This is a genomic window from Shewanella aestuarii (assembly GCF_014647215.1).
In the GTDB taxonomy this organism is placed as follows: Bacteria; Pseudomonadota; Gammaproteobacteria; order Enterobacterales; family Shewanellaceae; genus Shewanella; species Shewanella aestuarii.
This window is the reverse complement of the sequence record NZ_BMOT01000007.1, coordinates 112,917-127,126: the sequence shown is the minus strand read 5'-3', so window position 1 is coordinate 127,126 and position 14,210 is coordinate 112,917. Positions and strand designations below refer to the sequence as shown.

Here is a 14,210-nt window from a genome sequence, read left to right as displayed (position 1 = left end):
TCATGCAATTATTTAAAAATGCACAAGTTCATGCTCCTATGTATCTGGGTAAAAAAGATGTTCTGGTAGCTGGCGGTAAAATTATCGCCATTGAAAACAGTATTGAATTAGTCGCCAACTCATTTACAACCGTTATTGATGCAACTGACAAGCTATTAACGCCAGGGTTTGTTGACTCACTGGTACACATTACTGGTGGCGGTGGAGAGGGTGGATACACGACTCGCACCCCTGAAATGCATATAAACGATGCCATTAAAGGCGGTGTAACTACTGTAATAGGCGTACTGGGGACGGATGCTCAAACCCGCAGTTTAGAGAATCTTCTCGCCAAAGCCTACGCGTTGGAAGAACAAGGCTTATCGGTATTTTGCTATACCGGCTCTTATCATTTGCCTATGGTCACCATTACCCAGTCGGTAAAGCATGACATTATGCTGATTGATAAGTTTATTGGCGTCGGTGAAGTGGCCATTGCCGATCACCGTAGCTCACAAATCACCTCACACGAAATGGCGCGCCTAACATCTGAGGCGAGAGTGGCTGGCATGTTGGCTGGCAAAGTGGGTATTGTCAGTATTCATGTGGGAGATGAGCCAAGTAAACTCGAGTTACTTGAGCAAGTCATTAGTGAATTTGATATTCCGATCACCCAATATTACCCAACCCATATTAACCGTAGCAAATCACTATTAGAGGCTGGAATTGATTTTGCCCTAAAGGGCGGTTTTATTGATTTCACTACCAGCACGACAGCGCAAATTATTGCCCAAGGGGAAGTTCCCGCGGCCGAAGCATTAGCATTAGCGCTAGAAAAAAATGCCCCCATTAGCCAACTGACCATGAGCTCAGATGGTAATGCCAGCCTGCCAGTATTTGATGCTAAAGGTAACTTAATTGATTTACAAATGGGACTCGTCAGTAGCCTACATCAAGCTATGGTGGATGCGGTGAAACTGTTTAATGTGCCGATTGAGCTTGCTTTAGCATCAATTACTGAGTCACCCGCTAACATATTAAGGTTAGCTCAAAAGGGTCGAATAGCCATTGGTATGGATGCGGATATTAATTTATTAAATCCCCACTCACTGGCGATTGAGGCAGTATACAGTAAAGGGAAGTTAGTATTCTCTGAAGGAAAAACCTGTATCAATACGCCATTTTAATCACAATTAACATGGCAAAATCAGAGCTAACTTAACATTAAATAGTTAGCTCTTTAATGATCTTAATGCTGATCTATTTGGCCAACTTCTAAAACAGGTGACGCATCTAAATCTTCAGCATCCATCATGGTTGAAATACGTTGCATGGTCGCCAACATTTGCGATTGCTCCCACTCTTGCATTGACTCAAAACGGGCAATGAAGTGATCTTGCAAAGGCTTAGGGGAGTCTTTAATTATCTCTTTACCTTGAGCCGTTAAACTAATTCCCACTTTACGTTTATCCGTTGTCGAACGCGTACGTGTTACTAATCCACGCTTTTCTAAACGATCGACAATGCTTGTGATAGTTGCCGAGCTTAAGTTAATGGTTTTAGCCACTTCTTTTACCATGGCATCGTCATGCTCAGCAATCGACAGCAAAACCAATAGTTGCGGACTTGTTAAACCTGTCTCTTTCGATAACTTCTTTGAATACAAATCGATTGCGCGGATCACTTGGCGCAACGAAACTAATAATTCTTCATATTTTTTCATCAAAAAACTCAATACAACACGAATAATTACAATACTAACAAAGCGCAGGTTGATCATAAATAGCCTCATCCGACTATTTATTGTCACTATCAGGCCATTATTACACCTAATTTCGGGTGTTCGGGTTGATCTTTACGATTAACCCCGTATCATAATAGTTCGAACACTAATTATTTGTAATGGATCATATGAACTATCAAAAAGCGTTTAAAAAAGTCCTTCCCAGTAAGAAAAACCTACGTAAAGTCACCAAAGTTTCCATAGAAAAGCTATGTTTCTGGCTAGTGTTAAGCACTTACATTTTTAGCCCTTTGTATACAATATATAAATCGAACACAAACAATCATAGCAGCAAGTAACACTTACTTACCTGCTTCAGGGTTTACACCAGGTGATTAACCCATTGCTATAAATCGATAAGACGAAGCACAAAATTGATTAGCAACCTGCACAAAATTGTCACCATCTGTGGCCTGCTAAACGCAAACGATATACCTGAATATTGCATATGCCATTGATAAAGCGGTTTGCGGCTTTATGCATTTGCACTTAAACATCACCTTTATGACCAAAGAGTATCAACCTAAAGGCGAACATCTTGGTTGCCATTGTCAGCATCTAAAGCTGCATTCCTGACTAAATAAAAAATCATTAAAAATAAAAAAGCACCCTAAAAAATATTGTTTATACTTTTATATGATGATTATCTTAAATGGATTTATAGGTGTAATTGACTCTGATGAAACATGAAAATGACGTCAATTAATCGATACTAATTACCTTGCCTGACAATTTCGGTATCACGCAGTAACCGATGGACGTCGCTATAACCTATCACTTATACGCCCCCCAAATAATACATCATTGAATGGAAAACTTTGATGATCAAGTAATCAGCAGCCTTAGCGAAGGAAAGCACCGCTGAGGTGAAGTGTTTAAGGTTTATTATGTTTTCTACACTCAAACTTAAACAGCAGTTGGCGCTGTCATTTACTTTGTTAATTGTGTTACTACTAGTTATTGCTGCTATAGCGAGTATTGCAATTGATGAAGGCCAAGATAACCTGGCTGAATACCAAGCATTCTCACAGGACAATGACCTGACACTGAGAATGTCGACACAACTATTAGAAACGCGCCTGGCTGTGGTCAAGTTTTTAAAAGATCCTAGCCAAGAGTTAATCACTAAGTTTACTGAGTCGATGTCTGGATTAGAAGATTTAGTCGATAAAGCAAAAGTCGAAATTCAAAACCCTGCCCGTATAATCATTGTAAAATCCATTGACGAAGACATACAAAAGTACAGTGCCGGTTTTCAGGAAGTCGAAAAATTGTTTGCTAAGCGAAGTCAATTGGTGCAAACAATGGATACATTAGGCCCAGATGCACGAGCTCTACTGTCTAACATAATTGATTCTGCCCATGAAGATGAAGATGCTAACGCGGTATTTTACACGTCACAAGCCATTGAAAAACTCATGCTGGTTCGACTTTATGCGGGTAAGTTTTTATTAGCCAATAAAGATTCCGATGCCGACCGTGCAAATTCTGAAATGGCCTTGTTAAAGCAAGCATTGAGTAAGCTTGATACCGAACTTCAAAACCCACAGCGCCGTCAATGGTTAACTCAAGCCACAAATGAAATAAACCAGTACAACGGTACCTACATTGAAGTAGTTAATACTATTAATAATCGTAATAGTATTGTTGATAGCAAGTTAAATAGCCTAGGTCCGATTATTCTTAATAACTTAAATAAGTTAGTGGACTCAGTGCACGCAGAACAAGTTGCACTTGGTAATAATGCCGTTGAGCAGAGTAATAAAATGGAAGTCACCTTAATTACTGTGGTATTGATTTCGTTAGCCACAGCGATAACATTCACCTTTTATGTCACCAAAACCATCATGCGCCCCATTGGGGGTGAGCCAAGGGACATTGAAGCACTAGTAAAAAGAATTGCCGAGGGTGATTTGACCATCAAGGCCAATTCTGATCAACAAGCCACAGGTATTTATGCCGCAATGCTGCTAATGGCAGATAAAGTCTCCACCTTGATTAAACAAATTAATATAGCCAGCAATAAGTTAACTGATGAAGCGGGAGCATTATTAAATGTTACCGATCACACTGCAAATGCCAGTGATAATCAAATGGACATGCTGTCGCAAACCGCCACCGCGATGGAACAAATGACATCAACGGTACATGAGATAAATCGCAGTGCCCAAAACGCCGCCGACTCAGCTCGCACCGCACAGCAGGAAGCGCAAAAAGGCCAACAAGTGGTTCAAGTCAACACGCATAACATCAACCGCTTGGTCGCTAAAATTAATGATGTCAGCAGTATTATTGGCAACCTTGAAAAAGAAACCAATAATGTAGGTAATATTTTAGGTGTGATTGGCAGTATTGCCGAGCAAACCAATTTACTGGCATTAAACGCTGCTATTGAGGCGGCAAGAGCTGGTGAACAGGGGCGAGGTTTCGCTGTGGTTGCGGATGAAGTGAGAACCCTTGCTAGCCGAACCCAAGAATCAACCTCACAAATCCAAACTATGTTAGGTACGTTACAGGCCGAGACAAAGCGCTCTGTTGAATCTATGGCCAGCACAACGCTAGAAGCCGCCCAAACGGCTGAAGCGTCAGAACAAACCAACAGTGCATTAGCATTAATTATTAGCTCTGTAGGAACCATTAATGATATGAACCACCAAATTGCCAGTGCCTCGGAGGAGCAAAATGTGGTTGCCGAAGAAATCAACCGCAGTATTGGCGAGGTACATTTAATCTCTAAAGATACCGCAGGTGGTGCGCGTAGCAGCTTGACATCAGCCAAAGCTGTTCAGGAGTTAGCCCGTAAATTGAAAGAAAGTAGTGCGCAATTTAAAGTCGATTAGTTGTATTAGTCTGATAACAAGGTTAGCCGTTACTTTCGGCTAACCTTGCTTTATCTAGCCACTGCATATTTAAGCTATACTCTGGTAAGTTATCACGGCCAAACAACTTAACTAAACTTAACTTAGCTTAGCCATCTAATCCGCCAAGCTCACCATGAAGAACCTGAACAATATATCCAAACCACCTCAACAGTAACTCAGTCAGCTTACTTAGCACGGTCACCTTTCACTAGGTTGGAAACCGATAAGCCATGGCGTCTCCAATCGGCATCGCTTTAGCAAATAACCAACCTTGAACGCAATGCACTCCGGCGTCTTTTACTATCGCCAGTTCAGTCTGTGTCTCAACACCCTCCGCAACCAGACGGTAGCCTAAGGCGGAACACAAAGCCGACATATGTTGAAACAACAGCAAGCCATCAGTTGTGCTTGCAGCCAATAGCATGGAACGATCGAGTTTAATATCGTTAGGTGATAACTTAATTAACCTTGATAGGTTTGAAAATCCACGACCAAAGTCATCAATCGCCACGCTAAAACCACTTTGTTGCAGCAGCGCCAAGTTAACCCATGCTTGTTCACTATCATCATCAAAACTCACTTCCAGCACTTCTATTTGCACTTGCGCAGGATGTTTAGCATTCAGCTCAGCTAACGCATGCATTATGCTCGGTTCGAGTAAAGACATAGGGTGAATGTTGATAGAGAAAAATGGAAATTGTTGCCGTGAAGCCAGTAAATTCAGATCATGCTTCACTTTATTGATCACCCAAAAATCAATCATGGGTACTAGGTTATTGCGATCAAGAATATCCATAAACCATGGGCCTGACACTTTGCCATTAGCCTCTTCTAAGCGTAAAAGTGCTTCAAATCCGATCACTGTTTTAAGACTAATATCCACTTTGGGCTGGTAATGCAAAATCAACTGACCGTTATCAATATGATTCAACACCTCATTGAGCTCTTCAATTCGGTTAATTGACACCTGTTGTTTTGAGGTATAACGGGCTTCTGCATCAAGCTGATGAATTTCAGTAAATTTTAACTTATGGCTGAGTTTTTCAATCAAATTGGAGTTATTAGCAAAGCGACTGGAGAACTGCACAAAAGGTAAATAAATAAACACATTCAAGGTAATTAACAGAGCCTGATAAAGCACCACTTTGACATCGCCACTGATCAGCCAACTATTCAATAAAACGGGGGTCATCCATGAAATTTCTTGCGATGAAAACTCAAATATTCCAGTACCTAGCACCCAATACGAAATCAAAAAATTAACCGAAGGCGCTAAAATAAATGGCACTAAATACACCGGATTGAACACAATAGGCAGTGCGTAAACGATCAGCTCACAAAAATTAAATATGTTAAAAGGTAACGACACCTTCATTAAAGCCAGTTCCTGCAATGATCGTCCTTTCCACATGGTAGCGATAATCAACGACAACAAACATCCTGAACCACCCACGATCACAAATTGGTTATAAAAACTATTAAGTGACAACCCGGCAATAAATGGCTCAGTCATAATGTGATCGGAAAACAAACTAAAATAGGTGTTGTCACCATGAATACCAATAAACCAGAAGCAATGAATGATAATCATCCGTAAGAAGCCTTGTACTTCAATAGATAAACTCGTGACACTTGCCACTAAAGCTTGTGCTGCATCGCCGATTAACAAATCCAGTATGGGAAGCAATAAAAATAACGTTAAATACACCAGCACAAAGGGGACAATCAGGTTTATGTGCTTCATTAAAAATGAACTAACAATGGTAGATTTAACTAATTTTAACCATGTAAACTGGCGAAAAAACCGCACCATATAAGGCACAAGTAGTGGAATCAGGATGGAATAAAAATTTGGCCAGACAGAACTAAGCATGTAGCCCGCTTCCATTTTTATCAAATAATTACTGTGGGTAATAAAACATAAACACGCCAAAATACTGCCAACAATGGTGTTTACGCGTAAATTTTTTGAAAGGTGATAGCTTAATGAAATCACAATTGCTAATGGTGATATCGCCATAATCAATCGATGACTTTGATTTAGTAATGAGAAAATTGTCGATTTACTGTCAAAATCAGGCCAAAAAGGCTGTAAGCCAATCAACATAAATGCCAATGAAGAGATAACAAAAAAAGGAATTAACGCAATAAAGCCCTCACGCATCGATAAAATAAGAGGCGTTTGATTCAAACTAGCCAAATGGTGAAACCAGCGGCGAGGAGCAAAGTAGGCTTGCGACAAATAGAGCACCTTTTTTACATTAAGGCAGTTATTTGATAATAACCCAGATCCCTGATTTATCAATAACAACCCCGTAACATTTGCCGCCAAAAATGATTGATTAGATGGTTATCTAGCACAATATTTTTACTGCACATGTTCTTTGATCAACAGCATGAATTTCAACAAGATAAATTAAATCCAATACAACTAAAGACTTACGAATTGATTACTTTTATTACTCGATAACGCCACACCTCTTCGGGTTATTTTATAACGTCGATATATTAATTTAATCAACACTATCAAGTGACTAAATATTGTTCACAAAATATCTTCCAAAAACCGATATACATGCCCTAAAGCTCCTTTATCGGTATTTTTTGTGCTTCTTGCCAAAAATGTTAAACATAAAGATGAGGCATGACTGAAACAGTCACCTTTTGATAATAAATGAGCGGTATGAGTTTTTGCCAAGTCGAAGAGCTCGCACCCACTTGGCAAGAAAGCTCGTGGCAGCAGTAATAAAAGCTTAAATGGCGGCAATCACTTTGCGACAACCTAGATATAAAATAGATAAAACAGACTCGCATAATGCCGCGATCAGAAATCCTAGCAGCACTCCTATCGCTATCGCTTCAGGCTTTAATAAAATAACATGTGAGTAGTTATTCCACGTTTCTGTTTGGATATCTTTTTGTGGATTAAGCACTAGCTGTTGGTAGGGGCTATAACTATTTAAACGATACTGAGTGATCGCCTCTGTTAACAATAAATAACGCTGATAAATCGATTCAATGCTATCACTACCCGCATTCACGACCGGATCATTATTTTGTCGATAATGCCTAATTAACTGACCAATATCGCCGTCAAAAAATCGATCGGCATCGCGTTGAAACTCAGCCAAATTAAGCTTAGCTTCTAATTGATGAGCCTCAAGACGTTGTTCATATTGATCCATAAAAGCAGGCACTTGAATACCTATGAGCACGCCACATACAAATAGAGCCAAGCGAAAATAATCCATTAAATACTTAATCATGATCAATATTCAACCCATTTAAAAACCTCACAATATCACCAATGATGCCGATTAGCACCACATAGCATTCAGTGTCATAGTTGTGTGTATTATCACTGTGGCCTGATAAAAATCAGGCACCAATAAGGCGGGAAATTTGCAAACGATTTAGACAGAAATTCACTTGTTATTTCATCTATTTCCGCTTACTTTTAAAATTTAGGTTTCACCACAAAAAAGTAATCGCTGATGCTATACAAGTTTTGCCAATGCACAGAAACACCATGGAAAAATGGTCATGGAAGTACGTTTCAACGCTATATTTATCCACTTGAAGCAAACTTAGAAAACTTCGATATTCGTATTAGCATGGCAAAAGTGCAAACCCATGGTCCGTTTTCATTGTTTAGTCAAATTGACCGCCATCTAGTGATACTGGAAGGCGATGGGCTTCGATTAATGCAAGATGATGATCCTGAAACGCTTTTAATCAATAGTAGTAGCGCCCCTTTTTCATTTAAAGGTGAGCTGTCGATTAACAGCCAACTGATTAATTCCACCGTGTTAGATTTTAACGTTATGGTTCGCAGAGGGGTGTTTCAGGCCAAAGTTAGCCGACATCAGCTTGCTACTGGCAACTTACCCGCATTACCAGGCGAGTTAATGGTGCTATTTTTAGCCAATGCAACATACCAAGATGAAACCACCGAATCGCACCCAATCACTCAATACGACTTATTAGCCACAACTGGCGACGAGATAAACCATTGGCATTACATCAGTCCGACACCCGTTTTGCTGATTCAAATTCAAAAGGTTATTGAATCAACGCCAACACTCGGATAAGTAGACATCGCAAACAGATAAATGCCCAGAAGAATACAACTCACTAGTAGTATAAGTGAGTGAGGTTATAGTAAGCGCGAATAAGGGCGCTGATGGGCTATCATGACTTCATTGCAGATTTAACATAAACATCAAAACGATTTTTCTTACTGGCAATAACCATGCTTGGCTTGGCGCCATCAAGATCTTCGGCATAGTCAGGACGCTTCACCACCACCCGTTTTGTGGCTAACTGTATTGCGGGATTTAACAAGCCATCGGCATCTAGGTCGGCGCCAACTAAGGTTTGAAAAACGCGCATTTCTTTTTTAACTAACGCCGATTTTTCGCGATGTGGGTACATAGGGTCAAGATAGACTACGTCTATTTCAGTGCCGCTACCTTTAGCCGCATCTGCGAGTGCACTTAAACTTGAACCATGGAACAGGCTCATACGCTCATTCATCCACTGGCCAATTTCAGCATCATCATAAGCCCGGCGTAAACCGTCTTCTAATAACGCGGCAACAACGGGGTGACGCTCAACCATAATCACCTTGCAGCCTAAGCTAGCCAACACAAATGCATCGCGCCCTAAACCGGCAGTACCATCAACAACAGTTGGAGATACACCTTGTTTTAGCCCCACAGCTTTAGCAATTGATTGCCCTCTGCCGCCACCAAATTTCCGCCTGTGCGCCACTGCGCCAGTAACAAAATCCACTATGATACCGTCCAGCTTTGGCTCGTCGCGTTTATGTAGGGTTAATTGGTTTTGCTCAAAACGCAGCTCAAACGGGGCGTTTTGATCATAATGAAGTGACCATCGTTGGCAAATATCGACAAGGCTTGGATACTGTTGATTGAAATAAATCGCGGTCACTTTGTTATCTACTTAAAGGGCAATATGACTATTATGCCAAAACGCCAAGGCAGTGAATACCTATACCTTACCTGCAAGAAAACTTATAATGCGGCTATCTTGCAGTCAACGCTGCCACTTTTTGGAATATCTCATGCTAAGTTACCGCCACGGATATCATGCCGGCAATTATGCCGATGTACTTAAACATTCAATGTTGCTGCAAGTGCTCAAGGCCATGCAGAAAAAAGACAAGCCTTATGTGTACATTGATACTCATGCTGGAGCGGGGGCTTACTCATTAAATGATGAATTTGCCCAAAAAACCGGGGAGTACCTAGATGGCGTAGCTAAATTATGGGAAGCCAACAATTTACCGACAGCTTTAGCGGACTATGTGGAAGCGGTAAAAATTTTTAACGGCGAGTTTGACCAACTCACTGTATATCCAGGCTCCCCTAGCTTTGTCGACGCAGAATTGCGCCCCAAAGACCGCATGGTACTGCATGAGCTACATGGCACTGATCATCAGTTACTTGAAGAATATTTTGATCAGGATAAACAAGTCAGAGTGATTAAAGGCGATGGGCTACAGGGCTTAATGGCAGCAGTACCGCCACCAGAGCGCCGTGGAGTGATATTAATCGACCCAAGCTATGAGATTAAATCGGATTATATTGATGTTGCCCAAACCATTATAAAAGCCCATAAGCGATTTGCGACAGGGGTATTTATGTTGTGGTATCCGGTGGTTAAGCGTGAGCAAACGGAAGCTATGCTTAACTTACTTAAAAATAGCGGCATAAAAAAACAGCTGCGCATTGAGCAAGCCATAAGTGCTGACAGTGATGAATTTGGCATGACCGCCGCTGGATTATGGATAATTAATCCACCTTGGCAAACCGACGAGCTAGCCAAAGCTGCGCTTGACTACCTAGCGCCAATTTTAGGCCGTGCCGATGGTTCAGTAACCGTAAAGTGGGAAGTTGGAGAATAGACAGCGCTAAAATAAAATGCCCTGATTGAATGTCAGGGCATTTGCTTTATACCGCCACAAAACAATGGTTATACTGGCTTGAATAACGATGACTAATTGGCATTAAAAAGGGAAATCTCCTTCTGCTCGAGATTCTAAATGCACATCACATCCCGTGTGATATGTGTCATTTATTCACAGGACATAATTGGGCGTGTCAGTTAAAAAATGCCCCTGCCGCCCCCGGAAACACCACAGGGCTAGTATTACCATTTGCTGCCACACTTGCCACACCAAAGAGATAATTATCTATGACCATATTTTTCAGCATAAATTCATTTACATTGCCAACATAACGGCTGTGAGTCCATTCTGGCTCTGTCGTTAATCGCCAATAAACACGATAGCCAACTACATCTTTATCTGCTGTTTTGGCCCAATTAAGCGTGGTACTGGGTAACACTTGACCTTTTATGGTCACATTTGACGGTGGCGCGGGAGCCCATGCCATTGAGGCTAAGCTTATGGCATTGAGTGCGGTTAACTTGGCATTAAAATCAAAATCGACACCTTCAATCACATCACCATAGTCAACGCCATTTTCAGTGCGAATGTCTTGATGCTGGCGATCATAATGCTCGTTGGTTTCCATCACCCGCACAGCTGGAAAACCGGCTTTGTTAAAAGGAAGATGATGCCCGCCGCGACCAAACCTGTCTAGGCGATACACTAACATCACATCTAAGTTGGTCATGTATTGATCAACTAACGCTTTAATATTACGAGCTAAGTTGCGCGAGGCAGAATCATTTTCACCACCACTAAAATAACGTTCTTTGGCTTCCTCGACGGTTTCAACAAAACGCACGCCCTCAGAGAATACCCGTACAGTGGAGTTGTTCACCACGCCATTAATACCCGAGATATTGCCTATCATGTCGTTATTCAATACCGCCTGTACTTTCCAGCCCTGACTTTTAGCATAATTCGCCAAAATATCACCACCATAAAGCCCCTGCTCTTCCCCTGACAAAGCAGCATAAACAATGGTGCCATTAAACTGATATTTAGACAGCACGCGGGCAGCTTCAATTGCTCCAGCAACGCCTGAGGCATTATCGTTTGCACCAGGGGAAATAGAGGTCGCATCTAATACGTCTGTCACTCTAGAGTCGATATCTCCGCTCATCATCACTACGCGTTTGGGATCGGTTTTACCGCGCTGAATGGCGATCACATTGACCACTTCTGTGGGATTAGCAATGCGTTTTCCTTGTACTGTGTCACTTACGGTAATGACCTCAAGGCAACCACCACAAGCTGTTGAAATACGATTAAATTCGGCTTCTATCCAGCGTCTTGCTGCGCCTATACCTTTGGTAGTCGATGCAGTGTCTGACAAGGTGTGACGGGTACCAAAATTAACCAACTTACGCACATCGTCCTCTAAACGCTTTGCTTGTGGCGCAGTAGCGATGTCATATAAGCGCATGTCTTCTTGGGACGGCGCAGCGGAAATTAAAGCGGGATTAGCCTGCCCGGTTGAGGCCAGAAATAGACTGGCAAGGGTTAACGCGAGTGATAACTTGGGACGTAATAAAATCATAAACATTCCTATTATTAGCGCAAAGCTGTTTTATACCAATCGGGATACATAAGTGATCAAATATTGCGTAGGAAAAATCGCTTAGAACAAGGCAGGAATTGCAGCTAGCTAGTTGCTCTACCTACAAAATTTCTAACGAAGTTATAAGCGATTTTAACCAGTAAGAATAATCACATTCTTATGCTGATTGGTATTACTTTCAGTGCTTGCTTAATCTTGTTGGCTGTTGAATATGAAGCTAATCGTCCTGAATCACTTCAAGCATTTATTAACTGGCCTTGCGGTAACGGCTGTAAAGAATTTTTACCCTTTGCACGTAAGCTTGTGTTTCAGGAAAAGGCGGAATACCTTGATACTGATCAACGTTGGTTGGGCCAGCATTATAGGCTGCACAAGCTAAATCAATATCGCCATTAAACTGCCCTAATAACTTGGCCAAATAACGGCTGCCACCATTAATATTTTGTTCAGCATGAAAGGCATTTGTCACCTGCATATCTTTGGCGGTACCTGGCATTAATTGCATTAACCCCATAGCTCCCGCTTTAGACACCACATTAGTACGAAATGCCGATTCAGCATGGATCACTGCTCGAATGAGGGCGGGTTCAAGTTGATAACGTTTGGCTGCATTGCTTATCACGGCTGAGTATTCTTTAGTAAAGAGTGGAATATGGTACCAGTCAATGGTTGAGTCTGGGCGACAGGCAAAGCATTCATATAAGTGGATGCGATAGTCCCCCTGGGTTGGCTGGCTGTCACTAAAAACCATAATGCCGTTTTCTTCATACTGGTATACCTTGCGTTTTTCAACCCCCAAATCCGACAAAATCCCATGCTCAGAATAACTTGCCTTAACATGCTTTTTGGCCGGTTTTTTCAGCTCAGGTTTAGGTAATGAATAACCATTATCCAACACCACAGACGACTCAATCGCTGCATCGGCACGATTTGTTGCTGTCACAGCGAGCTTATTTAAATCTGGAAACAAACTCAGTTGTGGTTTGTCTTCAGCAATGGCAGTAGTTTCAGCTTTATAAATAGCTTTAATGACAGGTTTTTTAGCAGGCACCTCTGCGGCCAGACAGATAGGCGTGTATAACAGACAAAACCCATAGCCGAGCCTTATCAGCATCTGGCGATGTTTTATCTGCTTCACGATTGTTAGTGCAAAGGTTTTCACGATATTACTCAGTGGCAACAACAAGTAGGGGCATAGCGGCCACTTTGGCTAATTTGGCCACCACTGAACCGGGGAACATTTTTACGCCCTGGTTTAAGTCGGTCACGGCTTGGTTATAAAACTCGCTGGCGTTTTGGTAATCCAGCTCTAATTGTAAATACTCGTTGACTTGTTGCTCGTTTAACTCATCACCATGCAAGTTTGAAAATAGCATTTTTTGTAAGCTATCCATGTCAGACCAAATCATTAAAATCTGGGGTAAGTATTGATCTATTTGTTGTGACCAGACACTTTTAGCACTCAGCTGGTGCAATTGTTGCCATTGAGCGGTTTGTTCAGCATCAAGCGGTTGATGTTGTTGGCTAACGTTAGAAAGTTGCGTTAACAGCAAAAGTCGAGCATCGATTTTTTGGTTTAACACGCTAAGAGAATCAATAGCCGACTGACGCTTTTTAATCAGGCTGGCGTACCAAAGGTAACAGAGAATAACGGCTAAGCTCACACTCAGCAGCAAGGCTTGCATGATGTTTTCCTTAATGATGGTTTTTTGTTTTTATGTCTAATAATAAGCATAAATTAACCGATATTTCACTTAAATCTCAGTGAAGTACCGACTATATTTATTGGCACCAATTAACTCACCATAACATTTACGTGACAAAACAAGCAATTTTATCGAATTTGATTTAAATTCATATCTTAGCCAAAAATATAGCGTTTTTTTTGAATCCAGCAATTAACATTTAATAAAAAAAGCATAATAAACAGCAAAATAAACATAAAATCACAATGAGCACTTTTTAATCCACTCATCAATTTATCCCGCTAATTTAGCTAACATTACTTGCACTTAACCGTAAGATATCCAACCTTAAGCAAACTTTCACTGC

At 41.2% G+C, this 14,210-nt stretch carries 11 protein-coding genes; 4 read left to right on the top strand and 7 right to left on the bottom strand.

The window, feature by feature from the left end:
* Positions 1 to 2: 2 nt before the first annotated feature.
* A complete protein-coding gene (gene iadA / locus IEY03_RS11670; RefSeq protein ID WP_188841825.1) occupies positions 3 to 1,166 on the top strand; it encodes a beta-aspartyl-peptidase in 1,164 nt (387 codons plus the stop codon).
* Positions 1,167 to 1,228: 62 nt separating this feature from the next.
* Here the strand turns inward: iadA and IEY03_RS11665 are convergent, their stop codons facing one another.
* Positions 1,229 to 1,702, bottom strand: a complete 474-nt coding sequence (locus tag IEY03_RS11665) for a MarR family winged helix-turn-helix transcriptional regulator (RefSeq protein WP_188841823.1) — start codon at positions 1,700 to 1,702, stop codon at positions 1,229 to 1,231.
* A 947-nt stretch (positions 1,703 to 2,649) separates the two neighbouring features.
* On the opposite strand from IEY03_RS11665, the gene IEY03_RS11660 reads away from it, so the two are divergent.
* Complete coding sequence (locus IEY03_RS11660) at positions 2,650 to 4,602, top strand: methyl-accepting chemotaxis protein (protein ID WP_188841822.1); 1,953 nt, start codon at positions 2,650 to 2,652, stop codon at positions 4,600 to 4,602.
* A 229-nt stretch (positions 4,603 to 4,831) separates the two neighbouring features.
* Here the strand turns inward: IEY03_RS11660 and IEY03_RS11655 are convergent, their stop codons facing one another.
* Positions 4,832 to 6,865 (bottom strand): EAL domain-containing protein, encoded by a 2,034-nt coding sequence (locus IEY03_RS11655; RefSeq protein WP_188841820.1) that lies wholly within the window; start codon positions 6,863 to 6,865, stop codon positions 4,832 to 4,834.
* 511 nt (positions 6,866 to 7,376) lie between these two features.
* Entirely contained in the window at positions 7,377 to 7,889 is a 513-nt protein-coding gene (locus tag IEY03_RS11650) for a DUF2937 family protein (protein WP_188841818.1), read from the bottom strand.
* 228 nt (positions 7,890 to 8,117) lie between these two features.
* On the opposite strand from IEY03_RS11650, the gene IEY03_RS11645 reads away from it, so the two are divergent.
* Positions 8,118 to 8,714: a HutD/Ves family protein gene (locus IEY03_RS11645; protein WP_188841816.1), complete on the top strand. Its 597-nt coding sequence runs from the start codon at positions 8,118 to 8,120 to the stop codon at positions 8,712 to 8,714.
* Between the two features lie 100 nt (positions 8,715 to 8,814).
* Here IEY03_RS11645 and IEY03_RS11640 read toward each other — a convergent pair whose 3' ends face one another.
* A complete protein-coding gene (locus IEY03_RS11640; RefSeq protein WP_188841814.1) occupies positions 8,815 to 9,576 on the bottom strand; it encodes a class I SAM-dependent methyltransferase in 762 nt (253 codons plus the stop codon).
* Positions 9,577 to 9,709: 133 nt separating this feature from the next.
* Here IEY03_RS11640 and IEY03_RS11635 point away from each other — a divergent pair, with 133 nt between their 5' ends.
* A complete protein-coding gene (locus IEY03_RS11635; protein WP_188841812.1) occupies positions 9,710 to 10,552 on the top strand; it encodes a 23S rRNA (adenine(2030)-N(6))-methyltransferase RlmJ in 843 nt (280 codons plus the stop codon).
* A 196-nt stretch (positions 10,553 to 10,748) separates the two neighbouring features.
* Here the strand turns inward: IEY03_RS11635 and IEY03_RS11630 are convergent, their stop codons facing one another.
* The 3 genes from IEY03_RS11630 to IEY03_RS11620 form a co-directional block, all read right to left on the bottom strand.
* Complete coding sequence (locus IEY03_RS11630) at positions 10,749 to 12,137, bottom strand: M28 family peptidase (RefSeq protein WP_188841810.1); 1,389 nt, start codon at positions 12,135 to 12,137, stop codon at positions 10,749 to 10,751.
* A 268-nt stretch (positions 12,138 to 12,405) separates the two neighbouring features.
* Complete coding sequence (locus IEY03_RS11625) at positions 12,406 to 13,059, bottom strand: lytic transglycosylase domain-containing protein (RefSeq protein WP_373290865.1); 654 nt, start codon at positions 13,057 to 13,059, stop codon at positions 12,406 to 12,408.
* 265 nt (positions 13,060 to 13,324) lie between these two features.
* The gene (locus IEY03_RS11620; protein ID WP_188841806.1) at positions 13,325 to 13,843 is read right to left on the bottom strand and encodes a LemA family protein; all 519 of its coding nucleotides are present in this window, start codon (positions 13,841 to 13,843) and stop codon (positions 13,325 to 13,327) included.
* Between the last annotated feature and the right edge of the window lie 367 nt (positions 13,844 to 14,210).